24 protein-coding genes and 1 tRNA gene are annotated in these 26,956 nt (G+C 68.6%); 15 read left to right on the top strand and 10 right to left on the bottom strand.

Annotated features, from left to right (window positions below; genetic code table 11):
• The first annotated feature begins 15 nt into the window (after window positions 1-15).
• Window positions 16-1,176: a CaiB/BaiF CoA transferase family protein gene (locus tag EL288_RS02085; RefSeq protein ID WP_003815298.1), complete on the top strand. Its 1,161-nt coding sequence runs from the start codon at window positions 16-18 to the stop codon at window positions 1,174-1,176.
• Entirely contained in the window at window positions 1,173-1,916 is a 744-nt protein-coding gene (locus EL288_RS02080; protein WP_126621891.1) for an enoyl-CoA hydratase/isomerase family protein, read from the top strand. The genes EL288_RS02085 and EL288_RS02080 overlap by 4 nt, the downstream gene beginning before the upstream one ends.
• On the opposite strand, the gene EL288_RS02075 is transcribed toward EL288_RS02080, so the two are convergent.
• The 4 genes from EL288_RS02075 to EL288_RS02060 all read right to left on the bottom strand — a co-directional run bounded on the left by EL288_RS02075 (window position 1,913) and on the right by EL288_RS02060 (window position 5,536).
• Window positions 1,913-2,827, bottom strand: coding sequence for a copper resistance protein B (locus EL288_RS02075; RefSeq protein WP_033448268.1), 915 nt, complete (start codon window positions 2,825-2,827; stop codon window positions 1,913-1,915). The two genes, EL288_RS02080 and EL288_RS02075, sit on opposite strands and share 4 nt — an antisense overlap.
• A gap of 7 nt (window positions 2,828-2,834) precedes the next feature.
• Window positions 2,835-4,610: a copper resistance system multicopper oxidase gene (locus EL288_RS02070; RefSeq protein ID WP_126621890.1), complete on the bottom strand. Its 1,776-nt coding sequence runs from the start codon at window positions 4,608-4,610 to the stop codon at window positions 2,835-2,837.
• A gap of 43 nt (window positions 4,611-4,653) precedes the next feature.
• The gene (locus EL288_RS02065) at window positions 4,654-5,148 is read right to left on the bottom strand and encodes a cupredoxin domain-containing protein (RefSeq protein WP_010927148.1); all 495 of its coding nucleotides are present in this window, start codon (window positions 5,146-5,148) and stop codon (window positions 4,654-4,656) included.
• A 313-nt stretch (window positions 5,149-5,461) separates the two neighbouring features.
• Window positions 5,462-5,536: transfer RNA gene (locus tag EL288_RS02060), tRNA-Arg, on the bottom strand.
• A gap of 201 nt (window positions 5,537-5,737) precedes the next feature.
• Here EL288_RS02060 and EL288_RS02055 point away from each other — a divergent pair.
• A complete protein-coding gene (locus tag EL288_RS02055) occupies window positions 5,738-6,637 on the top strand; it encodes a c-type cytochrome (RefSeq protein WP_172607919.1) in 900 nt (299 codons plus the stop codon).
• 188 nt (window positions 6,638-6,825) lie between these two features.
• Here the strand turns inward: EL288_RS02055 and EL288_RS02050 are convergent, their stop codons facing one another.
• The 4 genes from EL288_RS02050 to EL288_RS02035 all read right to left on the bottom strand — a co-directional run bounded on the left by EL288_RS02050 (window position 6,826) and on the right by EL288_RS02035 (window position 11,621).
• Window positions 6,826-8,340, bottom strand: a complete 1,515-nt coding sequence (locus tag EL288_RS02050; RefSeq protein ID WP_003815305.1) for a 3-hydroxyacyl-CoA dehydrogenase — start codon at window positions 8,338-8,340, stop codon at window positions 6,826-6,828.
• Window positions 8,341-8,423: 83 nt separating this feature from the next.
• A complete protein-coding gene (locus tag EL288_RS02045) occupies window positions 8,424-9,653 on the bottom strand; it encodes a CaiB/BaiF CoA transferase family protein (RefSeq protein WP_003817791.1) in 1,230 nt (409 codons plus the stop codon).
• Between the two features lie 112 nt (window positions 9,654-9,765).
• Complete coding sequence (locus tag EL288_RS02040; protein WP_003817793.1) at window positions 9,766-10,914, bottom strand: acyl-CoA dehydrogenase family protein; 1,149 nt, start codon at window positions 10,912-10,914, stop codon at window positions 9,766-9,768.
• Between the two features lie 44 nt (window positions 10,915-10,958).
• Window positions 10,959-11,621: a TetR/AcrR family transcriptional regulator gene (locus tag EL288_RS02035; RefSeq protein ID WP_080707664.1), complete on the bottom strand. Its 663-nt coding sequence runs from the start codon at window positions 11,619-11,621 to the stop codon at window positions 10,959-10,961.
• Window positions 11,622-11,734: 113 nt separating this feature from the next.
• On the opposite strand from EL288_RS02035, the gene EL288_RS02030 reads away from it, so the two are divergent.
• On the top strand, window positions 11,735-12,727 hold the full coding sequence (locus EL288_RS02030) for an NAD(P)H-dependent flavin oxidoreductase (RefSeq protein ID WP_003817796.1): 993 nt from the start codon (window positions 11,735-11,737) through the stop codon (window positions 12,725-12,727).
• On the top strand, window positions 12,724-13,461 hold the full coding sequence (locus tag EL288_RS02025; RefSeq protein ID WP_003815313.1) for an enoyl-CoA hydratase-related protein: 738 nt from the start codon (window positions 12,724-12,726) through the stop codon (window positions 13,459-13,461). Before EL288_RS02030 ends, EL288_RS02025 begins: the two co-directional genes overlap by 4 nt.
• A gap of 79 nt (window positions 13,462-13,540) precedes the next feature.
• On the opposite strand, the gene EL288_RS02020 is transcribed toward EL288_RS02025, so the two are convergent.
• Entirely contained in the window at window positions 13,541-14,362 is an 822-nt protein-coding gene (locus EL288_RS02020; RefSeq protein WP_003815315.1) for an enoyl-CoA hydratase/isomerase family protein, read from the bottom strand.
• Window positions 14,363-14,450: 88 nt separating this feature from the next.
• Between EL288_RS02020 and EL288_RS02015 the strand changes: the two genes are divergently transcribed.
• The 10 genes from EL288_RS02015 (at window position 14,451) to EL288_RS01970 (ending at window position 24,728) form a co-directional block, all read left to right on the top strand.
• Window positions 14,451-15,311 carry an NAD(P)H-hydrate dehydratase gene (locus EL288_RS02015; protein WP_003815316.1) on the top strand — a complete coding sequence of 287 codons (861 nt, stop codon included), beginning with the start codon at window positions 14,451-14,453 and terminating at the stop codon, window positions 15,309-15,311.
• 127 nt (window positions 15,312-15,438) lie between these two features.
• Window positions 15,439-15,675 carry a hypothetical protein gene (locus EL288_RS02010; RefSeq protein ID WP_003815317.1) on the top strand — a complete coding sequence of 79 codons (237 nt, stop codon included), beginning with the start codon at window positions 15,439-15,441 and terminating at the stop codon, window positions 15,673-15,675.
• Window positions 15,676-15,971: 296 nt separating this feature from the next.
• Window positions 15,972-17,600, top strand: coding sequence for an ABC transporter substrate-binding protein (locus EL288_RS02005; RefSeq protein ID WP_003815318.1), 1,629 nt, complete (start codon window positions 15,972-15,974; stop codon window positions 17,598-17,600).
• A 48-nt stretch (window positions 17,601-17,648) separates the two neighbouring features.
• A complete protein-coding gene (locus tag EL288_RS02000) occupies window positions 17,649-18,692 on the top strand; it encodes a M14 family metallopeptidase (RefSeq protein WP_003815319.1) in 1,044 nt (347 codons plus the stop codon).
• A 58-nt stretch (window positions 18,693-18,750) separates the two neighbouring features.
• On the top strand, window positions 18,751-19,728 hold the full coding sequence (locus EL288_RS01995) for an ABC transporter permease (protein ID WP_003815321.1): 978 nt from the start codon (window positions 18,751-18,753) through the stop codon (window positions 19,726-19,728).
• A 7-nt stretch (window positions 19,729-19,735) separates the two neighbouring features.
• Window positions 19,736-20,656, top strand: a complete 921-nt coding sequence (locus tag EL288_RS01990; RefSeq protein ID WP_010929399.1) for an ABC transporter permease — start codon at window positions 19,736-19,738, stop codon at window positions 20,654-20,656.
• On the top strand, window positions 20,653-21,636 hold the full coding sequence (locus EL288_RS01985) for an ABC transporter ATP-binding protein (RefSeq protein WP_003815325.1): 984 nt from the start codon (window positions 20,653-20,655) through the stop codon (window positions 21,634-21,636). Before EL288_RS01990 ends, EL288_RS01985 begins: the two co-directional genes overlap by 4 nt.
• Window positions 21,633-22,643 (top strand): ABC transporter ATP-binding protein, encoded by a 1,011-nt coding sequence (locus tag EL288_RS01980; protein ID WP_003815327.1) that lies wholly within the window; start codon window positions 21,633-21,635, stop codon window positions 22,641-22,643. The genes EL288_RS01985 and EL288_RS01980 overlap by 4 nt, the downstream gene beginning before the upstream one ends.
• A gap of 2 nt (window positions 22,644-22,645) precedes the next feature.
• A complete protein-coding gene (locus EL288_RS01975; RefSeq protein ID WP_003815329.1) occupies window positions 22,646-23,551 on the top strand; it encodes a hydrolase in 906 nt (301 codons plus the stop codon).
• Between the two features lie 43 nt (window positions 23,552-23,594).
• On the top strand, window positions 23,595-24,728 hold the full coding sequence (locus EL288_RS01970; RefSeq protein WP_010929402.1) for a M20 family metallopeptidase: 1,134 nt from the start codon (window positions 23,595-23,597) through the stop codon (window positions 24,726-24,728).
• 130 nt (window positions 24,729-24,858) lie between these two features.
• Here the strand turns inward: EL288_RS01970 and EL288_RS01965 are convergent, their stop codons facing one another.
• Window positions 24,859-26,928: a UvrD-helicase domain-containing protein gene (locus EL288_RS01965; protein WP_003815333.1), complete on the bottom strand. Its 2,070-nt coding sequence runs from the start codon at window positions 26,926-26,928 to the stop codon at window positions 24,859-24,861.
• Window positions 26,929-26,956: the final 28 nt, after the last annotated feature.

Raw genomic sequence — 26,956 nt, 5'->3', positions numbered from 1 at the left:
GCACCAGGAGAAAAAATGAACCAGGAATCCACCCTCGCAGGCGTACGCGTCATCGAAATCTGCAACGTGGCCGCCGGCCCGTTCTGCGGCATGCTGCTGGCCGACATGGGCGCCGACGTCATCAAGATCGAGCCGCCCGGCACGGGCGACACCTTGCGCAGCTGGGCGCCCATCACCGATGGCTACAGCGAGAACTTCGCCTCCCTGAACCGCAACAAGCGCTCGGTCACCCTGAACCTGAAGAACGAGGCCGAGCGCGACGCAGCCATCGAGCTGATCGCCGGCGCCGACGTACTGATCGAAAACAACCGCCCCGGCGTCATGGACCGCCTGGGGCTGGGGCAGCAGGCCATGCGCGCGCGCAACCCGCGCCTGGTCTATTGTTCGGTATCGGCGTACGGCCAAAGCGGCCCGCGCAGCCAGGAAGGCGGCTTCGACCTGACGCTGCAGGCCATGAGCGGGCTGATGAGCGTCACCGGCGAAGAAGGCGGCGCCCCCGTGAAATGCGGCGTGCCCGTCTGCGACTTCACCGCCGGCCTGTATGCCGCCTTCGCCATCGCCGCCGCCCTGCGCCGCGTGCAGGCCGACGGCCAGGGCACGCACATCGACGTCTCCATGCTCGGGGCCACGCTGGGCATCGCCGCCCTGCAGACCTCCCAGTACTTCGGGACCGGCGCGGACCCGGTCAAGCTGGGCTCGGCGCACCCCCGCAACGCGCCGTACCAGGTATTCCGCTGCAAGAACGGCTACTTCGGCATGGCCGCCGGCAACAACTCGCTATGGAAAGCGGTCTGCAAGGTCGTCGAGCGCGACGACCTCCACGCCGACCCGCGCTTTGCCAATCCCACCGACCGCGCCGAACACCAGGTCGCCCTGCGCGACATCCTGGAGGCCATCTTCGCCGAACACGACTCCCATGCCTGGCTGGAGCGCTTCCGCCAGGCCGGCGTGCCGTGCGCCCCCATCAACGACTACTCCGAAGTGCTGGCCGACCCGCAGGTCGAACACATGGATTGGGTGCAGGACCTCGAATTGCCCAACGGCGTGCGCACCCGGACGTTCGTCTCGCCGGTGCGTTTTGACGCGCGCACGGCCGGCGTCATGCGCCGCCCGCCCGCCCTGGGCGAGCACAACGATGAGATCCTGTCGGCCCTGGCGGCCCGGCCGGCGGGTTGAGCGCCATGTCCGCCTCCCTTCCCCTGGCCATCGAGCGGCGCCCGGCAGCCTGGACCTTCACGCTGTCTCGCCCCGAAAAACGCAACGCGCTGTCGGCCGAACTGGTCGAGGCGCTCATCGACGGCGTGGATGCCGCCCACCGCGAACAGGTGCCGCTGCTGGTGTTCGCCGGCGCTGGCAGGAACTTCAGCGCCGGATTCGACTTCACCGACTACGAGACGCAAAGCCAAGGCGATCTGTTGCTGCGCATGGTGCGCATCGAAATGCTGCTGCAGCGCGTGGCCGGCTCTCCCAGCCTGACGCTGGCGCTGGCGCACGGCCGCAACTTCGGCGCGGGCGTGGATCTGTTCGCGGCCTGCAAGTGGCGTTATTGCACCCCGGAGGCCGGCTTTCGCATGCCCGGGCTGAAGTTCGGCCTGGTGCTGGGCACACGCCGCTTTCGCGATATCGTCGGCGCCGACCAGGCCCTCTCCATCCTGGGCAGCGCCCGTGCATTCGACGCCGACCAAGCGCGGCGCATCGGCTTCGTGCGCGACTGCGCCGCCCAGGCGCAGTGGCCCGCGCTGATCGACGCGGCCGCCGAAGCGGCCACCGCGCTCGATCCGGCCACCCGCGCCACGCTGCACCGGGTACTGCGGGACGACCACGACGACGCCGACCTGGCCGCGCTGGCGCGCTCGGCCGCGCAGCCTGGGCTCAAGGCGCGCATCCGCGACTATCTGGCCCAGCCGGCCGCCTAGAACCAGATCCGCACGCCCGCCATGATGGCCCGCTCCGAGCGGCTCTCGCCCTCCTCGCTGGCGTAGCTGGCGGTCCTGCCGAACTTGCGGCCGAACGAAACGCCGACATAGGGCGCCACTTCGCGCGTGATCTCGTAGCGCAGGCGCAGCGAGAACGACGCGTCGGACAGGCCGGCGCCGATGCCGCGCGCCTTGTCGTCCTTGCCGTACACGCTGGCCTCGATCTCCGGCGTCAGGACGAGCCGCTGGGTCAGCAGCAGGTCGTACTCGGCTTTCAGCGCCAGCGCGGTCCGCCCCGAGCCGCCCACGTAGGCCGTCACCTCGGTCTCGATGTTGTACGGCGCCACGCCCTGCAGGCCGATGGCGCCCCAGTTGCGCTTGGGTCCGGTGCCGAAATCGCGCCGCGCGCCCACCTGCAGATCCCAGAACGGCGAGATCGTGCGATTCCAGAAGGCTTCCACCTTGCCGTCGGAGCGGCCGCCGACGCGCTCGCCCTCGCTCTTGATCCACAGCTTGTCCAGGTCGCGCCCGACCCAGAACTGGCCATCCCATTGCAGGCCCGTGCGACGGTCGCGGTCATAGGTCATGCCCAGCTTGTCGAACAGCAGCTGGCTGGTCGCCATGTCGTCCATCATGTGCGAATGGATGCCGTAGGCCGCGTACGACTGATCACCCGCGCCATCGCTGCTCGGCAAGGCGCCGATCGCCGGCGCAGGCGCCGCGCCGTGATCCATGCCCGGCATGGAGCCATGGTCCATCGCCGAGGCAGGCGCCGCGCCATGGTCCATCCCCGGCATGGAGCCGTGGTCCATCGCCGGCGCCTGCGCCCAGGCGCTCGCGGCCGCGGCGGCCAGGCCCAGGCTGGCCGCCATGCCGGCCAATCGCTTCCTGTCGATACTGAAATTCGCCATGTTCCGTTCACTCCACGACGACGGCGCGGAACATGCCCGCTTCCATGTGATACAGCAGATGGCAGTGGTAGGCCCAGTTCCCCCTGGCGTCCGCGCTCACGCGGTAGCTGATCCGCTGGGCCGGATTCAGGCTGATCGTGTGCTTGCGCACCTGGAAGTTGCCGTCGGGCGACTCGAGATCGCTCCATAACCCATGCAAGTGGATGGGGTGGGTCATCATGGTGTCGTTGACCAGCACGAAGCGCACGCGCTCGCCGTACTTCAGCACGATGGGCTTGGCCTGCGAAAACTTCAGGCCATTGAACGACCACATGTAGCGATCCATATTGCCCGTCAGGTGCAACTCGATCTCGCGAGTCGGCGCGCGGTTGTCCTCGGGTTCGACCATGGAGCGCAGGTCGGCGTAAGTCAGGACCTTGCGTCCGTTGTCGCGCAGGCCGACGCCCGGATCGTCCAGCCGCGTGGTCACGATATCGGGCAGCATGGAATTGGCCGGGCCGTGCTCGGCGGGATAGGGGTGCCTGACTTCCACCATGCCCCCGCTCGCCTCGCCCGAGCCATGCCCCATGGCGGCATGGTCCATCCCGCCCATGGCGCCGTGGTCCATGGCCGCGCCGTGGTCCATGGCCGCGCCGTGGTCCATGCCGGGCATGTCGTGCGCCATGCCCATGTCCATCATCGTGAGCATCTGCACCGGATCCAGCGCCGGCACTTCGGCGTGCATGCCCTCGCGCGGCGCCAGCGTGGCGCGCGCGTAGCCCGAGCGGTCCATCGACTGCGAGAAGATCGTATAGGCGCGATCCTCGGCCGGCTCGACGATCACGTCGTAGGTCTCGGCCACGGCGATGCGGAACTCGTCGACCTCCACCGGCCTCACCGGCAGCCCGTCCGCCGCCACGACCGTCATCTTCAGGCCGGGAATGCGCACATCGAAGTACGTCATGGCCGAACCGTTGATGAAGCGCAGCCGCACCCGCTCGCCCGGCTTGAACAGCCCGGTCCAGTTGCCGGCCGGCGACTTGCCGTTGGCCAGATAGGTATAGGTCGCGCCCGAGACGTCCGCCAGGTCGGTCTGGTTCATGCGCATCTGCTGCCACATCAGGCGCTCGCCCAACGCGCTTGCCCAGCCCTGCTTGCGCGCATCGTCGACCAGGTTGTCGACGGTGGGCTGGATGTAGTTGTAGTAATCGGGCATGACCTTGAGCTTGCGGAATACGCTCATGGGGTCTTCATCGGTCCAGTCGGACAGCAGCACCACGTGGTCGCGCTCGGCTCGCACCGGATCGGCGCGCCTGGGCTCGATGACGATGGCGCCGTACAGGCCCGTCTGTTCCTGGAACCCCGAGTGGCTGTGATACCAGTACGTGCCGCTTTGCCGTACCTGGAAGCGGTAGGTGAAGGTCTCGCCCGGGCGGATGCCCGGAAAGCTCAGGCCGGGCACGCCGTCCATCCCGGTCGGCAGCAGGATGCCATGCCAGTGGATCGACGTGTCTTCGTCCAGCCGATTGGTCACGCGCAGCGTCACCGTATCGCCCTCGCGCCAGCGCAGGATGGGCGCCGGGATGCTGCCGTTGACCGTCGTGGCCATGCGCGCCGCGCCGGTGAAGTTGGCCGGCGTGCGGCCGATCTCCAGGTTGAACTCGGTGCCCGACAACACTTCGGGCTGCGCCGCGCCGGGCCGGGCCCAGGCTGCCTGGCGCCACAGCCCCAGGCCCGCCAGCACGCCTCCGCCCGCCAGGCCCTGGACGAAGCGGCGGCGCTGATTCGAAACTGCTCTGCTCATTCGTGCTTTCTCCCCGGAAACGCCGCGGCGCCCCGGCTCGTGGTTACTTGACGGAAACCGCGCCCTTCATGCCGGCCGGATAGTGCCCGGGTTCGAGGCAGCCGAAAGCCACGCGCCCCGCCTTGTCGAACTGCCAGACGATCTCGCCGCGCTTGCCGGCATCGAGCGACACCGAATTGGGCTCCTTGTGGCGCATGCCAGGATCCTTGAGCATCATCTGGTAATGCGCGCCCAGGTCGGCATCGGTACCCAGCACCATCTCGTGGCGGATCTTGCCGGAATTGGTCACCTTGAAGCGCACGGTTTCGCCAGCCTTGACCTCGATCTGGTCGGGCGTGAAACGCATGGCGTCGGTCATGTCGACATTGACCGTCCGGCTGGCCTTGGACGCCACGCCGGGCTTGCCGATCGCGGTGGCGGCGGCCCCGTGCCCGCCGCCATGGCCGCCGCCGTGCGCGCCGGAGGCGGCCGCGCCGAACGAAATCCCGCACGCGGCCGCGGCCGCGGCCATGCGCACTGCGTACACCCTTGCTTTCATGTTCGATCCTCGCTGGTCAGACTGGGTCAAGCGGCCACTGTAGTGAGCCGCGACCGTCCGCAAGCTGTCGGGAACATTACTTTTCTGTCATGCAGGCGCCGCGCGCATCCATCGCGGCAACCGGGGAGCAAGGCGCACGCCGGCCGACGCCGCCACGGCGCATGGCCAGTGCGGTCCGGACGAATGGCCGGAAGTGACGCTTCTGGGATTGCGGTGCGGACGCGACGCGGTGGCGCGACGCTTGCGCGTTGCGCCACGCCGTCCGCCTGCTGCGGACCGTGGCGCCGCGATGGCCGCTAGGGCCTTGGGAAACTGGCGCGCCCGACAGGAATCGAACCTGTATCAAGAGCTTCGGAAACTCTCATTCTATCCATTGAACTACGGGCGCGAAGAGGCGACATTGTACCGAACTTTGCGATTCGCGCACGCCCCGTACGGGCAGCGACAATTCTCTCATCGCATGAGCGTTATATAATCCAGCGTTTGCATGCGGGGAGCCCGGCTTCGGTGCGCCTTGCTCTGTAGTGATTGGATTGTCTCTTGCCGCCTTCTAGGCGTCCCCCGGTACCCCGATTCGCAGGATTTGGTCATGAGCAACGAGCAGGAACACATCGAAGAACACGTCTCGCCCATCAAAACGCCCAAGCAACTGATCACCACGGTCGTGCTGGCTTTCGTCGTCCCCATCATCATCATCATCATGCTGGTGAATGTGGTCACCTCCGGCACCAAGGTCGGTGCCGGTTCGGATACGCTGGGTGAGGAAGCGGTCGCCAAGCGCATCGCTCCCGTCGCCGGTTTCGAGCTGGTCGACGCCAACGCCCCGAAGGTCCACAAGACCGGCGAACAAGTCTTCACGGCGGTCTGTACCGCCTGCCACACCGCCGGCGTCGCCGGCGCGCCCAAGATGGGCGACAACGCGGCCTGGGCGCCGTTCATCAAGGCCGGCTACGACGCGATGCTCAATGTCGCGCTGCACGGCAAGGGCGGCATGCCCGCCAAGGGCGGCAACCCGGCCCTAAGCGACTATGAAGTGGCCCGCGCGGTGGTCTACATGGCCAACCAATCGGGCGGCTCGCTGCCCGAACCCGCGGCCCCCGCCGAAGAAGGCGCCAAGCCCGCGGAAGCCGCGGCCCCCGCTGCTGCCGCCGCGCCGGCTCCGGCCCCTGCCGCCCCGGCGGCCGCCGCGCCCGCCCCCGCGGCTGCCGCTGCGCCGGCAGCCCCGGCCGAACAGCAGGCCGCCGTCAACCCGGCCGGCGAGAAACTGTACAAGGCCACCTGTTTCGCCTGTCACGCCACGGGCGTGGCCAACGCCCCCAAGTTCGGCGACAAGGCCGCCTGGGCGCCCTACATCCAGACCGGCATGGACGCCATGCTCAAGGTCGCCATGCAGGGCAAGGGCGCAATGCCGCCCAAGGGCGGCGCGGCCACCGCGTCTGAGGACGACATCCGCGCGGCCATCGAATACATGGTCAACGCCGCCAAGTAAGCCGCGGCAGCGCCATGGAAAAAGCCCTTCGGCGTAATGCCGAAGGGCTTTTTCCATTCCCGGGTGCCTGTCCCCGCACGGGGACTGGCACCCGCAAACTTCTCAGGTGCCTGTCCCCGCCGGGACAGGCACCCCGTCATGCGCCATCTTCTGCGGGGACTGGCACCTCTTCCCCGCGAACCGCAGCCTCAGCCGTGCAGCAGCGACAGCCCCAGCTGGACGCGGCGCTGCAGCCACAGGCTGGGACGATAGCGCGGGTCACCGGTGACGCGCTGCATGTTGTGCAGGATCTCCAGCAGGCGGGCGCCGCCCAGCTTGTCGCCCAGCGCCAGCGGCCCGACCGGGTAACCCAGGCCCAGCGTCACGGCGCGATCGATATCCTGCGGCGTGGCGATGCGCTGCTGCGCGATATCGCTGGCAATGTTGACGATGCAGGCGACGATGCGCTGCGCCACGAAACCGGGCGAATCCTCGATGACGCTGACCGGCGCACCGTCGCTGGCCACCAGCGCATGGGCGTCGTCGCGCCAGTTCGACGCCGTGGCCGGCGAGACCATGAGCGTGCGGCGCCGGCCGGCCTCGAACGCATACAGCGTGTCCAGGCCCACGGTGCGCGCGCCGTCCAGGCCCTGGCCTTGCACGCAAGTGGAGACATCCTCGCCGTAGGGCGTGACGATGATCAGCGCATCCTGCGGCGGCGTTGCCCCCTCGGCCAGCTCGACCGCCATGCCGCGCAGCAAGGCGCTGGCGCGCGCGTGGCCGTCCGGATGCGCGGGGCTTACCCAGGCGCGCAGGCCGGCGCGCAGGACAGGCGCGGCCGGCTCGGCCGGCACCTGCTTCTGTCCGTCGGGATAGGCATAGAAACCTTCGCCGGCCTTGCGGCCGATCAGGCCGCCGGCCAGCCGCACGGTCGTGATGGGCGACGGCCGGAAGCGCGGCTCGTCGAAGAACTGCCGGTAGATCGATTCCATCACCGGATGCGAGACATCCAGCGCGGTCAGGTCCAGCAGTTCGAACGGGCCCATGCGGAAACCGGCCTGTTCGCGCATGATGGCGTCGATCTGGTCGAACGGCGCCACGGCCTCCTGCGCCACCCGCAGGCCTTCGGTGTTCATGCCCCGGCCGGCGTGGTTGACGATGAAGCCGGGCATGTCCTTGGCCCGCACCGGCGTATGGCCCATGCGCCGCGCCAGCTCGGCCAGCGCATCGCCCACGGCGGGATCGCTGCGCAGGCCGTCGATCACCTCGACCACCTTCATCAGCGGCACCGGGTTGAAGAAGTGATAGCCGACCACGCGCTGCGGGCGCTTGCACGCGGCCGCAATGGCGGTGATCGACAACGACGACGTGTTCGAGGCCAGCACGCAGTCGGCCGCCACGATTTCTTCCAGCGCCGCGAACAGGTCGCGCTTGACGTCCAGCCGCTCGATCACCGCCTCGATGACCAGCTGGCAATCGGCCAGATCGGCCAGCGCCGCCGCCGGCGCGATGCGCGCCAGCGCAGCCTGGGCGTCGGCCTCGCTCAGCTTGCCCTTCTGGGCCAGCTTGTCCCAGGTTTGACGCAACGCGTCGCGCGCCGCTTGCACCGCGGCGGCGTTGGTGTCGTACAGCCGCACCAGCACGCCGGCCTGCGCGGCGATCTGGGCAATGCCGCGCCCCATGGCGCCGGCGCCCACGATGCCGATAGTCTGGATCTCGCTCATTCTTTGCTCCTGCCTGGTTCAAGTATGGTGGACGCCGCGCCCGCCACGCCTGCGCGCGGCGGCGGACGGCGCCCAGGTATCGGTCAGCCCTGTCCCGCGGCCAGGGCCTGGATTTCGGTCTCGGACAGCCCGAGACGCTCGCTGAGCACCTGGCGGGTGTGCTCGCCCAGCAGCGGCGGGGCGCGGCGGTACTCGACGGGGCTGTCGGAGAAACGCAGCGGACTGCTGGCGGTCGGCACGGTGCCGGCGCTCGGGTGCGGCAGCTCGCGCCTGATCTGGCGGGCCACCACCTGCGGGTCTTCGAAGACCTGGTCCAGCGTATTGATGGGCCCGGCCGGCACGCCGGCGCTCTCCAGCGCGGCCAGCCAGGCATCGCGCTCGCCGGTGGCCATGCGCTCGGCCAGCAGCGGCACCAGCTCATCGCGGTTCTGCACCCGCTGCGGATTGGTGGCAAAGCGCGGATCGTCGGCCAGTTCGGGCAGGTCGATCACGCGGCAATAGTTGCGGAACTGGCTGTCGTTGCCCACCGCCACGATCAGGTGGCCGTCGCTGACCGCGAACACCTGGTAGGGCACCAGGTTCTGGTGTGCGTTGCCGGCGCGGCGCGGCGCCTTGCCGGAAGTCATGTAATTGAGATTCTGGTTGGCCAGCATGGCCACCTGGCAATCGAGCAGGGCCATGTCGATATGCTGGCCCAGCCCGCTGCGGTTGCGCTCGTGCAGCGCGGCCAGGATGCCAACCGTGGAATACATGCCGGTCATCAGGTCGGTCACCGCCACGCCCGCCTTCTGCGGGCCGCCGCCGGGCAGGTCATCGCGCTCGCCGGTGATGCTCATCAGGCCGCCCATGCCCTGGATCATGAAATCGTAGCCGGGGCGGCTGGCATACGGGCCGGTCTGGCCGAAGCCCGTGATCGAGCAATAGATCAGGCGCGGGTTGATGGCCTTGACGCTTTCGTAGTCCAGCCCGTACTTGCGCAGGCCGCCGACCTTGAAGTTCTCGACCAGGATGTCGCATTGCTGCGCCAGTTCGCGCACCAGCTCCGCCCCGCGCGGCGTGGCGATGTCCAGCGCCACCGACAGCTTGTTGCGGTTGGCCGAGAGGTAGTAGGCCGCCTCGGTGGTGTCGTTGCCGGCCGCATCCTTCAGATAGGGCGGCCCCCAGGCGCGCGTGTCGTCGCCCGCGCCGGGCCGTTCGATCTTGATGACTTCCGCACCCAGGTCGGCCAGGTTCTGGGTACACCAGGGGCCCGCCAGCACGCGGGTGAGATCCAGCACGCGAATGCCGGTCAGGGGAGCAGGACGTTGCGACATGTCGGTAGAAAGAAAGAGCCAGGGGAAGCAGGCATATTAGCCCCTGGCGCCAGGCGGCAAGTTTTGTTTTCGGCACGTTGTTGTGCGCGGCGCGCACAACGACGCGGCTGCGCTACGCGTACGCCTTGAGGGTTTCGCGCGCGATGACCAATTGCTGGATCTGGCTGGTGCCCTCGAAAATGCGGAACAGGCGGACATCGCGGTAGAAACGCTCGACCGCGTACTCGGAGATATAGCCCGCGCCGCCGTGGATCTGCACCGCCCGGTCGGCCACGCGCCCGACCATCTCGGTGGCGTACAGCTTGCTGCAGGCCGCCTCCATCGTCACGTTCTGGCCCAGGTCGCGCTTGCGCGCGGCGTCCAGCACCATCGAACGCGCCGCGTACAGCTCGGTCTGGCTGTCGGCGATCATCGCCTGCACCAGCTGGAACTCCGCGATCGGCTGGCCGAACTGCTTGCGCTCCAGCGCGTAGCGCACCGCATCGCGCACCAGCCGCTCGGCGATGCCCACGCACAGCGCCGCGATATGCAGCCGCCCCTTGTCCAGCACGCGCATCGAGGTGCGAAAGCCCGTGCCCTCCTTGCCGCCCAGCAGCGCCTCGGCCGGCACCCGGCAATTGTCGAACACCACGTCGCAGGTCAAGGCGCCGGCCTGGCCCATTTTCTTGTCCGGCTTGCCCAGCGTCACGCCCGGCGTGCCGGCCTCGACCAGGAAACACGAGATCGAATCGGCGCGGCGCTCGGGCGCGGTGCGCGCCATGACCGAGAACAGCCCGGCGACCGGCGCATTGGTGATGAAGCGCTTGGTGCCGTTCAGGACATAGTGGTCGCCGTCGCGGACCGCGCTGGTGCGCAGCGCCATGGCATCCGAGCCGGCGTCCGGCTCGGTCAGGGCGAACGAGCCGATCAGCTCGCCGCTGGCCAGCTTGGGCAGATAGCGCTGGCGCTGGTCGTCGGTGCCGGCCAGCACGATGGATTGCGAACCGATGCCGATATTGGTGCCGGCCAGCGACCGGAAAGCCGGCGAGGTCTGCCCCAGCTCGAACACCACGCGCACTTCCTCTTCCATGGTCAGGCCCAGCCCGCCATAATCCGCGGCGATCGACAGGCCGAACAAGCCCAGGTCGCGCATTTCCTGGACGATCTCGTCGGGAATGCGGCCGGTTTCGGCCAGCTCGTTCTCGGCCGGGACCAGCCGGTCGTTGACGAAGCGGCGTACCGCGTCCAGCAACAGGTTCAGGGTTTCATTGTCCAGCGCCATGATGCACCTCGAGGGAATATAAAGTGGGATGGGCCCGCGCGGCGTCAGATGCGCAGGCCGTTGAAAAGCAAGTCGTAGTAGCCGTCGGCGATCTGCTCGGCGCTGTCGCCCTGGCCAGGCTTGTACCAGCGCACCATCCAGTTCAGCATCGACAGCACCGCGCGGCCGGTGGCTGCCACGTCCAGCCGGCGCAGCGTTCCCGCGGCCATGCCCTGCTCCAGCAGGTCGCGCAGCAGTTGTTCGTAGCGGTCGCGCAATTGCGCGGCGTCGGCGCGCTCGGGCAGCGCCATGCCGGAATAGCCGATCAGCATGGTCACGAATTGCTCGTGATGGCGCGCGAAATAGCGGGCATGCCCCACCATGAAGGCGCGCAGCCGTTCGCAGGCCTCGCGCTGGCGCTCCACCTCGCGGGTCACGGCCTGCAGCAGGCCGGCCAGCGTCTCCAGGATGATGGCGTCGTAGATGTCCTGCTTGGTCGGGAAATAGTGATAGAGGGCGGCCTTGGACACCCCGATGGCCGCGGCCAGATCGGCGACCGAGCTGTTTTCGTAGCCGCTGCGGGCGAACAGGCGCGCGGCCTCCTCGAGAATGCGCTCGCGCGGCGCGGCCAGCGTGGGCGGGCGGCCGGCGCGCGCGCGCTTCGGAGCAGGGGCAGGAGCATCGGCCATGGCGTTATCCTGGCGGGCAAGGCGCGCCCCTGCCTGCATTGACAGGGGCTGGCCGCTTGCCGTTAAATGGGTTCATCAATTAATTACCGGACGACCGGTAAGTAATTATAGGCACAGATTTCCCCCGCGCTCAACAACCGGAATCGTCCCTCATGAACGCACGAGACACCGCCATGCCCCATCCCGTGGTTGCCGAGCTGTACGCCAGCATGACCCTGCCCGTGGTCTGCTCGCCCATGTTTATCGTCTCCAACCCCAAGCTGGCGATCGCGCAATGCGTCAGCGGCGTCATGGGGTCGTTTCCCGCGCTCAATGCGCGCCCCCAATCGCTGCTGGGCGACTGGCTCGACGAAGTCGAGGCCGGCCTGGCCGAACACCGCCGCGCGCATCCGGACGGCATCGTGGCGCCGTACGCGGTCAACCAGATCATCCACCAGTCGAACGACCGGCTCGAACATGACCTGGACGTGTGCGCCCGCCACCGGGTGCCCTACATCATCACCAGCCTGCGCGCGCCCGGCGACCTGGTTGCCGGCGTGCATGCCTGGGGCGGCAAGGTCTTCCACGACGTCACGACCGTGCGCCACGCCGAGAAGGCCCTGGAGGCCGGCGTCGACGGCCTGATCCTGGTGTGCGCCGGCGCGGGCGGCCACGCCGGCACGCTCAGCCCGTTCGCGCTGGTCTCCGAGGTACGGCGCTTCTACGACGGGCCGCTGGTGCTGTCCGGCGCGATCACCTCGGGCCAGGGCATCCTGGCGGCGCTCGCCATGGGGGCCGACTTCGCCTATATGGGTACGCGCTTCATCGCGACCGCCGAGGCCAATGCCTCCGAGGCCTACAAGCAGGCCATCGTCGACGCGAGCGCGTCCGACGTGCTGTACACGCCTTTTTTCACCGGCATTCCCGGCAACTACCTGAAAGCCAGCATCGTGGCCGCCGGCCTGGACCCGGCCGACCTGCCGGCGGCCGAGGCGGCCTCGTCCAACTTCGGCACGACGCGGGCCAAGCCCTGGAAGGACATCTGGGGCGCCGGCCAGGGCGTAGGCGGCATTGCCAGCGTGCTGCCGGCGCGCGAACTGGTCGCGTCGCTGCGCGCCGAGTATGCCCAGGCACAGGCGCGGCTGGGCGCGCGCAACCTGGGATGAACAGCCTGCTGACCGAGCGCGACGCAGCCGTGCTCACCCTGACCATCAACCGCCCCGAACGGCGCAATGCGCTGGATACCGCCACCTACGACGCGCTGGCGGCGCAGCTGCGCGCCGCCGACGCCGACACCGGCCTGGCCGCGGTCATCCTGACCGGCGCCGGCGACCATTTCACCGCCGGCAACGACCTGCGCGACTTCCAGGCCGAGCGTGCGGCCGGCGACAGCCCGGCCCTGCGCTTCCTGCGCGCGCTGGTCGACACCGACGTGCCGGTGCTGGCCGCCGTGGAAGGACATGCGGTCGGCGTGGGCGTCACGCTGCTGCAGCACTGCGATTTCGCCTTCGCGGCCGGCACCGCCCGGCTGCGCATGCCGTTCGTGGCGCTGGGGCTGTGCCCGGAAGGAGCTTCCAGCCTGCTGCTGCCCCGGCTGGCCGGCATGCGCAAGGCCGCCGAATGGCTGTTGCAAGGGCGCGCCTTCGACGCCGCCGAGGCGCATGCCGCCGGACTGCTCACCGGCGTCACCGAGCCGGGCCAGGCCCTGGCAGCCGCGCGGGCCGTCGCCGCCGACCTGGCCGCGCAGCCGCGCCAGGCGCTGCGCGTAAGCAAGCGCATGCTGCGCCAGGCCGACCGCGCCGCGATCCACGCCACGCTCGACCACGAGGCCGAACAGTTTCGCGAGCGCCTGCGCAGCCCCGAAGCCCAGCAGGCTTTCGCCCGCTTTTTCAACAAGTAGCCCGGCCGCACGCCGTGCGCCGGCACCCGTCCCGATGCGCGGCGGGAAGACGCCTGTCCCCACGGGGACAGGCGCCTCCTTACCGGAAATCCGGCGCGCGCTTCTCGCGCAGCGACTTGATGCCTTCGTGCACGTCGGGCCCGGCAAAACCCATGAACTCCAGGGCCAGCGACGTATCGAACGACGGGCCCGCCATGCGCAGCCAGTTGTTCAAGGCGTACTTGGTCCAGCGAATGGCGGTTTGCGAACCGGCCGCCAGGCGGCCGGCCACTTCGAAGGCCTTGGACAGCAGTTCGGCGCGATCCACGCACAGCGACACCAGGCCGATGCGCTCGGCCTCTTCGCCGCTGACCGCGTCGCACAGCAACAGGTAGTACTTGGCCTTGGCCATGCCGCACAGCAGCGGCCAGACGATGGCGGCATGGTCGCCGGCGGCCACCCCCAGCCGGGTATGGCCATCGATGATGCGCGCATCGCGGGCCGCGATCGAGATATCGGCCAGCAGCCCCGCCACCAACCCCGCGCCGACCGCCGCGCCATGCATGGCCGAGACGATGGGCTTGTTGCAGTTGATGATGTTGTAGACCAGGTCGCGCGCCTCGCGCCAGACCCGGGTGCGCACCTCGAAATCCTCGGCCATCTGCTGCACCAGCCCCAGATCGCCGCCGCCCGAGAACCCATTGCCTTCGCCACGGATCACCACCACCCGGGTCTGGTCGTCGGTATCGATATCGCGCCACACATCGGCCAGCTCGCGGTGCAGGCGCTCGTCGGCGGTGGACAACTTGCCGCTGGCGTCCTTGGCGCCCATGACCAGCTCCAGGATGCCCTCCGGATGGCGGCGGATGCGCAAGGCCCGGTAGCGGGCATAGTGCTCGGGATTGGTGTCTGTTTCGCTCATGTTTTGTCTCCATCGGGCGTGGCCGGCCGGCCCGGCTTTCGGGCACTATAGTGGAAAGCGGCACCGCCGCCCGCTGGAGTTTCATCGCATGGACACCTCTTCCTCTTCCCTGCCGGCCATCGAGCGCCAGCACCTGCCCGCCTTGTTCGCCGCCCGGCCCACCGACGCCCACAAAGGCAGTTGCGGCACCCTGGGCGTGATCGGCGGCGGGCCCGGCATGGTGGGCGCCGCGCTGCTGGCCGCCCGCGCCGGGCTGAAAGTGGGGGCCGGCAAGGTGCTGGTCGGCCTGGTCGCCGAAACCCCGCCGCTGCCCTGCGATCCCATGCAGCCCGAACTGATGCTGCGCGATTTCCGCGGCCTGCTGGAAGCAGGCCTGGGCATCGACGCCTGGACGGCCGGCTGCGGCTGCGGCATGGACGCGCTGGCCGCCAACGCCCTGTCCGAACTGTTCCAGCTGCGTGGCGACGCCGCGCTGGTGCTCGACGCGGACGGCCTGAACCTGCTGGCGGCCGGCGCCGTGCAGCCGCGCTGGGGCGATGCCCCGGTCGTCCTCACGCCCCACCCGGCCGAGGCGGGCCGGCTGCTCGGCCTGTCCACCGAGGCCGTGCAGGCGGACCGGCCCGCCGCCGCCCGGACGCTGGCCGCGCGCTACGGCGCCTGGGTCGTGCTCAAGGGAGCGGGCAGCATCGTCTGCGACCCCGCCGGCGCCTGCCGGATCAACCGCACCGGCAACCCGGGCCTGGCCACCGCGGGCACCGGCGACGTGCTGGCAGGCATCCTGGGGGCCCTGCTCGCCCAGCGCATCGCGCCCGAACAGGCTGTGCCAGGCGCGGTATGGCTGCACGGCGCCGCGGCCGACGCCCTGGTGACACATGGGATCGGCCCCATCGGCCTGACCGCCGGCGAACTGGCCGACAGCGCCCGGCGCCTGCGCAACAGCCGCGCCTAAGTGGTTGAAGCCGCTCGAAAAAGGCCTTTTTGCAACACCCTAGGGTAAACCCTGAATTTCACTTGCCAAGTGACTAGGGTTTTCCCTATAATGGATTACACCTAGACGAAACGTACTGGAGTAAGCCATGAGCGACCTGACCCTTAGCCACAACGCCCGCCTGACCGACTCGCTGGAGCGTGAACTGCTGCGCGGCGCTATGGAAGACCAATCGAACACCATCCGCCCGCTGGCCGCCGTGAAGGCTGCCGCCGTCGGCGTCGGCCGCGGTGTGCGCGCCGTGTTCGCCTTCATCGACGAAGTCAACGAATCGATGAACCGCGCCCGCGCCCAAAGCGCCCACTACACCGGCTCGCAGTGGTAATCGGCTGACCGCCGGTTCGGGCCCGCACGCAGTCACGCGGCCCGAGCCGGTCTTGCCACCCGCCGGGCCTGCCTCGGCCGGCGGATGGCATGCGACGCCGTTGCCTCCCTCGCGGCGCCGCTGCGCTGCGTCTGGCCTGCCTGGCAGACGCGGCGTTTCTTCCGCCCCCTTTCCTCGCTTCCCCCCTCCCCGCTGACAATATCCCGGGCCAAGGCACCCACTGGCTGTCGCATCGCGTTGACAATGCGCGATCCGGCTACCGATAATCGCGCCGGTATCCACCCGGAGTTGTCACCATGAAGTTGCGCACCACTTTGGCCCTGCTGGCCACCAGCGCCGGCCTCGCAGCCGCGCCCGGCAGCGCATCGGCACAGTCGCTGAAAATCGCCCTGTCGTCCGAACCCACGTCCGCCGACCCCCACTATCACAAGCAGACGCAGAATGACGCGTTCTCGGCGCACGTCTACAGCTCGCTGATCGGCCGCGACGCCGACATGAAGCTGGTTCCGGCGCTGGCGACCTCGTGGAAGAACCTGGACGACCTGACCTGGGAATTCAAGCTGCGCGACGACGTCAAGTTCTCCAACGGCAAGCCGTTCACGTCCGAGGACGTGCTGTTCACGATCTGCCGCACGCTGAACAACGAAACCAACGTTTCGCAGTCCTACATGGATACCACCAAGCGCATCGCGGACGTGCAGACGCCCGATGCGCATACCGTCATCATCAAGACGGCCGCGCCGCTGCCGCTGCTGCCGGCCGAGCTGGCGCGCTCGCTGCCCATCGTCTGGAACGGCATCGTCGAGCACGGCAAGCTGACGTTCAACCCCAAGGAAGGCTGCGGCGTGACCGGCCCGTGGCCGACCGTCGCCGACTTCAACAACGGCAAGGACGCCATCGGCACCGGCCCGTACAAGCTGAAGTCGTACGTCAAGGGCACCGGCATCGAGCTGGAGCGCAATGACAACTATTGGGGACCGAAGCCGTACTGGAAAGACGTGAAAATGGTGCCGGTGCCCAACGCGGGCCCGCGCCTGACCGGCCTGCTGTCGGGCGACTTCGATGTCATCGAAAACCCGGCCGCGCGCGACCTGCCGCGCATCAAGAGCAACCCGCAGTTCGGCTTCGTGGCCACGCCCTCGACCCGCCTGATCTTCTTCCAGCCCGACGTGGGCCGCAACCCCAGCCCGCTGGTCAAGAGCGCCGACGGCAAGAACCCGCTGCAGGATCTGCGCGTGCGCCAGGCCATCTCGATGGCCATCGACCGCAAGACCATCGTCACGCGCCTGATGGACGGCATCGCCACGCCGGCCTACCAGTACATGCCCGACGGCATGTTCGGCGGCGTGCCCAACGCTCCCGAGATCAAGTACGACCCGGAAGGCGCCAAGAAGCTGCTGGCCGAGGCCGGCTACGCAAACGGTTTCGAGCTGACGATTTCCACGCCCAACGACCGCTACGTCAACGACGGGCAGATCGCCCAGGCCGTAGCGCAGTACCTGTCGCGCGTGGGCATCAAGGCCAATGTCGACGCCATGACGGCCTCGCTGTACTTCCCCAAGCGCGCCAAGCGCGAATTCAGCTTCTCGATGGGCGGCTGGCCGGCCGAAGTCGGCGAAGCCTCGGCGCTGTTCCAGCTGTGGGTCGCGTCGCTGGACTCTCCCAGGAGCCTGGGCACCAGCAACTATGGCGGGTTCTCCAACGCCGAGTTCGACAAGGTATTCACCGAGGCCCTGGTGACGGTGGACGTGGCCAAGCGCGAGAAGCTGCTGCAGCAATCGACCCAGATCGCGCTGGACAACGTGCCGCTGATCCCGCTGCACTTCGAAAGCAGCATCTGGGCTTTCCGCAAGGGCCTGACGTACGAAGGCCGCCGCGACCAGTTCACGCTGGCCATGTCGGTCCAGCCTGCCGACCAGAAGTAGGCATGAAGCCGGACGGGTTCGTACCGTCCGCGCGACAGGGGCGCCGCCATGCGGCGCCCCTACGCATTTCAGCGGGCCGTAGTTGTAACCCCTATACAATTTGAGCCGCTTTCCGGAGTTGCCATGTCCCCGCCCCCCGCCGTCGCCGCCGTCCGCCCGTTCGAACTCGCCTGTCCCAGGCTGGACGCCGAGCGCGTGGGCAACGGCGCCACGCCCGGGGTCTGGCACTTCGATGCGGGCCTGCCGGGCCGCCACGTGCTGCTGACAGCGCTGATCCACGGCAATGAGCTGTGCGGCGCCTGGGCGCTGAAGGACGCGCTGGCAGCCGGCCTGCGGCCGCGCCGCGGCAAGCTGACGCTGGCATTCTGCAACCTGGCGGCGTTCGACCGCTTCGATCCGCTGAACTACGCGCCGGCGCGCTTCGTCGACGAAGACATGAACCGGGTCTGGAGCGCCGACAAGCTGGCGGCGCCCGACACGCAGGAGCGCCGCCGCGCGCGTGCGCTGCTGCCGTGGGTGGAACAGGCCGACTGGCTGCTGGATTTCCACTCGATGAGCAATGCCGACGAGCCGCTGCAGCTGACCGGCACCCAACCGCGCAATATCGAGCTGGCGCTCAAGCTGGGCAACCCGGCCCATCTGGTCGCCGATGCGGGACACGCGGCCGGCGTGCGCCTGCGCGACTACGGCCGCTTCGGCGCCGAAGGCGAGAACGGCACGCGCTCGCTGCTGATCGAATGCGGCTTTCACGGCGCGCCGGCCAGCCGCACGGTTGCGCGGGACATCCTGGCGCGCTTCCTGCTGGAGGCCGGCACCCTGGCAGCCGACGATATCCCCCCCGGCTGGCTGGCCGACGCGGCGCCGCGCCAGCGCGCGCTGCGCGTCACGCATGCGGTGGCCGCGCGCAGCGCGGATTTCCGCTTTGCCCAGCCGTGGCAGGGGCTGGAACGGATTGCGCGCGCCGGCACGGTGATCGGCTGGTCCGATGGCGAGCCGGTCGCCACGCCTTACGATGATTGCGTACTGATCATGCCCTCGCTGGCGAACCTGCGCCCGGGCGTGACCGTGGTGCGCCTGGCCCAACCTATCTGACCGGCCGGACCGGCGACGGCCGGACCGGTCTTTCGAAGACCACCAAGGAATCCATAACGTGGCCTTGTTCATCCTGCGCAGGCTCATACAAAGCCTGTTCGTCCTGCTGGCCGTCTCGGTCGTGGTGTTCTTCGCGGTGTACGCCGTGGGCGACCCGATCGAATTGCTGGTCAGCCCCGAGGCCAGCGCGGATGCGCGCCAGGCCATGATCGCGCGCCTGGGCCTGGACCTGCCGGTATGGCAGCAGTACGGCAACTTCCTCTGGCGCGCCCTGCATGGCGACCTGGGCAACTCGTTCGTCCACGGCATCCCCGCCATCTCGCTGATCCTGCAGCGCATTCCGGCCACGTTCGAGCTGGTGCTGGTCGCCATCGTCCTGACCTGTACTATCGGCATTCCGCTCGGCCTGGTGGCCGGCCTGCATCGCGACCGGCCGCTGGGCCGCGGCATCATGGCCACCTCGGTGCTGGGATTCTCGCTGCCCAATTTCTGGCAGGGCATGATGCTGATCCTGCTGTTCTCGGTCTGGCTGGGCTGGCTGCCCGCCTCGGGGCGCGGCGACACCGCCAACCTGTTCGGCGTGCCGCTGTCCATCCTGACGCTGGACGGCTGGTCGCACGTCATCATGCCGGCCATCAACCTGGCGGTCGCCAACGTGGCGCTGGTGCTGCGCCTGACCGCCTCGGGCGTGGTCGAGGCGCAATCGCAGGAGTACGTGAAGTTCGCCCGCGCCAAGGGCATCAAGCCCGGCCGCATCGTGCGCCGCCACATCCTGCGCAACATCCTCATCCCGGTCGTTACCGTCATCGGCATGGAATTCGGCCACCTGATCGCGTATTCGACGATCACCGAAACCGTCTTCGCCTGGCCCGGCATGGGCAAGCTGCTGATCGACAGCGTCTACCAGCTCGACCGCCCCGTGGTGGTGGCCTATGTCATGCTGGTCACGCTGATCTTCGTCGTCATCAACCTGGTGGTCGACATACTCTACGCCGCGCTCGATCCGCGCGTGCAACTGGTCGCCCCCGCACAGTAGGTCAGACATGGCAAATCCCCCGAGCAACGGCCGCACGCGCACCGTCCACCCCCTGTCGGAGACGCCGCGCCGCGCCCAGATCCTGAAGCAGCTGCACAGCCGCCCCACCGTGCGCGGTTCGGTCATCGCGCTGCTGGCGCTGGTGGCGCTGATCCTGCTGGCGCCGTACTTCGCGCCGCAGAATCCCTACGACCTCGCCAGCCTGAACCTGCTCGACGGCCGCCTGCCGCCGCGCTCGCCCACCATGGACGGCGGCTTCTACTGGCTGGGCACCGACGACCAGGGGCGCGATATGTTCAGCGCCATTCTGTACGGGCTGCGCATCAGCCTGCTGGTGGGCCTGACCGCGGTGGTGCTGGCCACGGCCATCGGCAGCCTGGTGGGCCTGCTGGCCGCCTATGCCGGCGGCGTGATCGACGCCGTCCTGATGCGCATCGTCGATTTCATCCTCGGTTTTCCCACCATCCTGGTGGCGCTGGTGCTGCTGGCCATGATGGGCCGCGGCGTGGACAAGGTGATCCTGGCGCTGGTGGTGGTGCAATGGGCGCACTATGCGCGCATCATGCGCGGCCGCGCCTTGCAGGAGCGCCGCAAGGAATATGTCGAGGCGGCCGCCAACCTGGGCTTTCCCGCCTGGCGCATCATGCTGTTCCACTTGCTGCCCAATTGCATGGCGCCGGTCATGGTGTTTGCCACCATCCAGATCGCCAACGCCATCGTGCTGGAAGCCACGCTGTCGTTCCTGGGCGTGGGCGTACCGGTCACCGAGCCTTCGCTGGGCCTGCTCATCGCCAATGGCTTCCAGTACCTGCTGTCGGGCGACTACTGGATCAGCCTGTTCCCCGGCCTGGCGCTGCTGCTGCTTATCCTCTCCATCAACATCGTGGGCGATCGCCTCCGAGAAAGCCTGGACCCGCGACGAGCATGAAAGACATCCTCCTGGACGTGCGCGGCCTGCGCACCGCATTCCATACCGAAGCCGGCGCCTGGCCCGCCGTCGACGGCGTCGACCTGGTCGTGCGCCGCGGCGAAATCGTGGGGCTGGTCGGCGAATCCGGCTCGGGCAAATCGGTCACCGGGTTTTCGCTGCTGGGGCTGATCGACCCGCCCGGCGAAGTGGTCGAAGGCGAGATCCGCTTCAAGGGCAAGGACCTGCGCAAGCTGGGCGAAGAGCAGATGCGGCAGCTGCGCGGCAACCGCATCGCCATGATCTTCCAGGATCCGCTGATGACGCTGAACCCGGTGCTGCGCATCGGCGAACAGATGGCCGAAGCCATTCTCACGCATGAGAACGTCCCGCGCGCCCAGGCCATGGAGCGTTGCCGCGAGGCGCTGGAGATGGTGGGCATTCCGTCGCCCGAAAAGCGCCTGCGCAGCTTCCCGCACGAATTCTCCGGCGGCATGCGCCAGCGCGTGGCGATCGCCATCGCCATGCTCAACAAGCCCGACCTGATCATCTGCGACGAACCCACCACGGCCCTGGATGTCACCATCCAGGGGCAGATTCTCTACCGCATGCAGGAAATCTGCCGCCAGCACGACACGGCGCTGATCTGGATCACGCACGACCTGGGCGTGGTGGCCGAGCTGGCCGACCGCGTCGCGGTCATGTATGCGGGCCGCATCGTCGAATCGGGGCCGGTGGACGCCGTGCTGGACGCGCCGCGCCACCCCTATACGCGCGGCCTGCTCGAATCGATGCCGGCGCAGACGCAGCCTGGCGCGCGCCTGCGCCAGATCGACGGCATGGCGCCGACACTGTCGGCGCGCCCATGGGGCTGCGCCTTCCGTCCGCGCTGCCCCAATGCCGTGACGCGCTGCACCGAACAGGCGCCCTCCGTGACTCAAGAAGGTCCGCGCAGCTACCGCTGCTACGTGCCCATCGCCAGCGAGACCGCAACCGCATGACGACCTCCGACCTGCCCGTTATCGAACTGCGCGATGTCCACAAGCGCTTCGAACACCGTCCCGACATGGCCCAGCGTCTGCTTGCGCTGACCGGCAAGCCGCTGGACCGCCGTACCGTACATGCCGTCAACGGCGTATCGCTGTCGGTGCGCCGCGGCGAAGTGCTGGGCCTGGTGGGCGAATCCGGCTGCGGCAAATCGACCCTGGGACGGGTGGTCGCCGGCCTGCACCGCGAGAGCGCCGGCGAGCTGCTGTACCAGGGCCGCCCGGCGGCGCAACTGCGCGGCGCCGACCGGCTTGCCTATGTCCTGGGCGTGCAGATGATCTTCCAGGATCCGCAGGCCTCGCTCAACCCGCGCCAGCGCCTGCGCCAGATCCTGGCCGAAGCGCTCAAGGTGCACAAGCTGGCGCCGCCGGCCGAGATCCCGGCGCGGGTGGACCGCGCGCTGGCGGAGGTGGGCCTGGACCGCGAATACCGCGAGCGCTACTCGCACCAGATCTCGGGCGGCCAGCGCCAGCGCATCGGCATCGCCCGCGCCCTGATGGTCGAACCCCGGTTCCTCGTATGCGACGAACCGGTGGCGGCGCTGGATGTCTCCATCCAGGCTCAGGTCATCAATCTGTTCATGGACCTGCGCGAACAGCGCGGCCTGACGTACCTGTTCATCAGCCACGACCTGGGCGTGGTGCGCCATATTTCGGACCGGGTCGCTATCATGTACCTGGGCAAGATCGTCGAACAGGCCAGCTCGGCCGAGATCTTCGCCCATCCGAACCACCCCTATACGCAGGCGCTGATGGCCGAAGTGCCCGACGTAGGCCGGCGCGGCCGGGTCTTCACGCCGATCCGCGGGGAGATCCCGTCGCCGCTGGACCCGCCGCCGGGCTGTACGTTCCATCCGCGCTGCCCGCATGCCATGCCGCGCTGCCGCGAACAGGCGCCGGTGCTGCGTGAAATCGCGCCAGGCCATGTTTCGGCCTGCCACCTGAACGACACCGCAAGCTGAACATGAAACCCGCCGACCTGACCAACGCCGACCGCATTGCCCTGGAACTGGGGCATGCGGGCCGCAACGCCATTCCTTACCTCGACGACGACCGCAATGCCGACCGTCCCTTCACGCTGAATACGTACCGCCCGTATGGCTACACCCCGGACCGGCCGGTCGTGGTGGTGCAGCACGGCGTGCTGCGCAACGGCGCCGACTACCGCGATTTCTGGATTCCCGCGGCCGACCGCCACAAGCTGCTGATCGTCGCGCCGACCTTCTCGGACGAAATCTGGCCGGGCGTCGAAAGCTACAACAATGGCCGCGCCTTCACCGCGGCCGGCAATCCGCGCCACGTCGACGGCTGGACCTACGCCCTGGTGGCGCGCGTGCTGGCCAACATCCGCGCCGCCGAGATCGCGGACTGCGAGCAGGTCTACCTGTTCGGCCATTCGGCCGGCGGCCAGTTCGTGCACCGCCTGATGAGCAGCCAGCCGCATGCGCCGTTTCATGCCGTGACGGCCGCCAACCCGGGCTGGTACACCCTGCCCACCTTCGAGCACCGTTTCCCCGAAGGGCTGGACGGCGTGGGCCTGACCGAGGACCACCTGGCCCGGCTGCTGGCCTACCCCATGACCATCCTGGCCGGCGACCAGGACATCGCCACCGACGACCCCAACCTGCCGTCCGAACCGGCGGCGCTGCGCCAGGGGCCGCACCGCTATGCGCGCGCCCGGCACTACTACGAAGCCGGCCAGCGCGCCGCCGCGCAACGCGGCTTGCCGTTCGGCTGGCAGTTGCAGGTCGTGCCGGGCATCGGCCACGACGGCCAGGCCATGTCGCAGGTGTGCGCCAGCCTCTGGTTCGACGGCCGCATGCCCGACGCAGCCGAACTGGCCCGCCTGGCCGGCTCGCAATCGGCCTGACCGCCGTCCCCTCCATCCTCCCTGCTGACTACACGCCCACGCCATGACGACCACGCTTCCCGACACCGACCAGCTCGTAGCTGGCATCCAGTCCTGGATTCAATGCGAATCCCCTTCGAACTCGCCGGCCGGCGTCACCGCCATGGCGCACCTGGCCGCCGAATACGCGCGCGCGGTCGGGCTGGCAGTGGAGATCCGTCCGCTGAACGCGGAAGTCGGCCCGCTGGTCTACGCCACCAATCGCGCTGCCGGCGATACGCGTCCCGGCGTGCTGGTCCTCGGCCACCTCGATACCGTGCACCCGATCGGCACGCTGCAGGACAATCCTTGCCGCATCGACGGCGACCGCCTGTACGGACCGGGCAGCTATGACATGAAAGCCGGCATCTACCTGGCGCTGTCGGCCCTGCGCGGCCTGCCCAGCCCGCACGCCACCGCCCTGCCCATCGATTTCCTGCTGGTACCCGACGAGGAAACCGGCAGCCACGCCTCGCGCGAGCATATCGAGCACTACGCCGCGCGCGCCAAGTACGCGCTGGTGTGCGAACCGGCGCGCCCCAATGGCGGCAAGTGCGTGACCGCGCGCAAGGGCACCGGGATGCTGCGGCTCAACGTCAAGGGCCGTCCGGCGCATGCCGGCATGCAGCACGAGAAAGGCCGCAGCGCCATCCGCGAAATGGCGCACCAGGTGCTGGAACTGGAAAGCATGACCGACTACGAGCGCGGCATCACCGTCAGCGTGGGGACGATCGCCGGCGGCACGGTCACCAATACCGTGCCGGCCCTATGCCGCTGCGTGGTCGACTTCCGCGTGCCCGACATGGGCGCGGCCGAAGACGTGCTGCGCCGCATGCGCAACCTGTGCGCCGTCGGCCCCGACATGGAACTGGACATCGACGTCGAGCTCAACCGCCCGCCCATGGTCAAGACAGAAGCCGCTACCGCGCTGCTGCAACTGGCGCAGGATTTCGCCGCCCAGGCCGGCTTCGCGCTCGAAGACGCCCCCATGACCGGCGGCGGCAGCGACGCCAACTTCACCTCGGCCATGGGCGTGCCGACCCTGGACGGCCTGGGCGCCGACGGCGACGGCGCGCACACCCTCAACGAATACATCCTGGTGTCCACCCTGGCCGCGCGCATGCGGTTCTGGGAATTGCTGTTGAAAGCACTCCACTGACGGCGCGCCGGTCCCAGCACCAAGGGCGTGAGTGCCTGTCCCCGCGGGGACAGGCACCTTGTGCCGGCCCTCCGCAACGCTCGGGTGCCTGTCCCCACGAGGACAGGCACCTCGCCAGCCCCCCGCGGCGCTAGTCCTTCTTCAGCAGCGCCTTCAGCATGCCCAGGCGCTCCTTGGGGCTCATGGCGCGCGTGGCTTCGTCTTCCTGCACTTTGGCGTCGCCCAGGCCCATCTCCTCGATGAAGCGCGAAGGCTCGCGCACCACGTCTTCGCGCGCGCGGCGGCGCTTCTTGCACCAGCTCAGGTTCAGGCTGCGCTGCGCTCGCGTGATGCCCACGTACATCAGCCGGCGTTCTTCCTGGATGCGCGTGGCCAGGGTCTCGGCGGCGCGCGCGGGGTCGCCGCTGTCCTCGTCGTCCTTGCCCAGGTGCGGCAGCAGGCCTTCCTCGACGCCAGCCAGGTAGACGTGCGGGTACTCCAGCCCCTTGGACGCGTGCAGGGTGGACAGCTTGACCGCGTCCGGCTCTTCTTCCTCGCCGCGCTCGAGCATGGTCACCAGCGCGACGTGCTGCACCAGGTCGAACAACGTCATGCCGTCCTCCTCGGCCTTGCGCTTGAGCCAGCCCGTCAGCTCCAGCACGTTCTGCCAGCGCGTCTGCGCCGGCCGCTCTTCCAGCATGTCGTACAGGTAGCGTTCGTACTGGATGGCCGAGAGCAGGTCATCGAGGATCTGGCCGGCCGGCTCCGGCGCGCGCGCGGGCTGGCCTTCGACGCCCCGTCCGGCGCGCCACTGGATGCGCCGCACGAACTCGGCGAAGGTGCGCAGCGGCTCCAGCTGGCGCGGCGCCAGCAGGCTCTCGAGCCCGGCCTCGTCCACCGCGGCCAGCAGCGAGCATTGGCGTTGCGCGGCGTATTGGCCCAGCGTCTGCAGGGTGCCCTGGCCGATGCCGCGCTTGGGCGTGGTCGCGGCACGGATGAAGGCAGGGTCGTCCTCGTCGTTGGCGACCAGGCGCAGGTAGGCCAGGATGTCGCGCACCTCGGCCTTGTCGAAGAAGCTCTGGCCGCCCGAGATGGTGTACGGAATCTTGAGGTTGCGCAGCGCCTGCTCCAGCACGCGCGATTGATGATTGCTGCGATAAAGAATGGCGAAATCTTTCCATTGCGCCTGGCGCTCGAAGCGCGCCGCCGACACTTTCATCGCGATGGACTCGGCCTCGTGCTCGTCGCCATTCATCGGCGAGACGATGATGGGCTCGCCATGACCCAGGTCCGACCACAGCTTCTTCTCGAACAGCTTGGGGTTGCGTTCGATCACGTTGTTGGCGGCGGCCAGGATGCGCTGCACCGAGCGGTAGTTCTGCTCCAGCTTGATCAGCTTGAGATTGGGATAGTCGGTGGTCAGCTTGGCCAGGTTCTCGATGGTGGCGCCGCGCCACGCGTAGATGGCCTGGTCGTCGTCGCCCACTGCCGTGAACATGGCCCGTACACCGGTAAGCAGCTGCACCAGGCGGTACTGGCAAACGTTGGTGTCCTGGTATTCGTCCACGAGCAGATAGCGCACCCGGTTCTGCCAGCGCGTGCGCACCTCTTCGTTGCGCTCGAGCAGTTCGGCGGGAATGCGGATCAGGTCGTCGAAATCCACCGCCTGGTATGCCGCCAGCGTCGCCGCGTAGCCGCGGTAGACGGTCACGGCCTCGACTTCGGTGGGCGTGATGGCGGCGGCCGCCGCCTGGTCCGGCGTGAGCAGGGCGTTCTTCCACAGCGAGATGATGGACTGCACCTCGCGCAGCCGGCCGCGGTCGGTGGTCGCCAGCAACTCCTGGATGATGCTCATGGCGTCATCGGCGTCCAGGATGGAGAACTGGGGCTTGAGGCCGGCATGCGCGGCCTCTTCGCGCAGCAGCCGCACGCCCAGCGCATGGAAGGTGCTGATGGTCAGCCCCTTGGCCAGCTTCGGATCGACCAGGGTCTTGACGCGCTCGGCCATTTCGCGCGCGGCCTTGTTGGTGAAGGTCAGCGCCACGATGTTGCGGCCCATGTAGCCGCACTCGCGCAACAGATAGGCCATCTTCTGCGTGATGACGCGCGTCTTGCCGCTGCCCGCGCCGGCCAGCACCAGGCACGGCCCGTCCAGGTACAGCACGGCTTCTTTCTGGGAGGGATTCAGGCCACTGCCTATCGAGGTATCGCTTGCGGACATGTTCGGTCAGAGTACGGGTTCGAGCGCC

This window comes from Bordetella bronchiseptica (genome assembly GCF_900636925.1).
Lineage (GTDB): Bacteria > Pseudomonadota > Gammaproteobacteria > Burkholderiales > Burkholderiaceae_B > Bordetella > Bordetella pertussis.
Note: the sequence above shows the minus strand (reverse complement) of the source record. Positions and strands in the feature narration are given on the sequence as shown.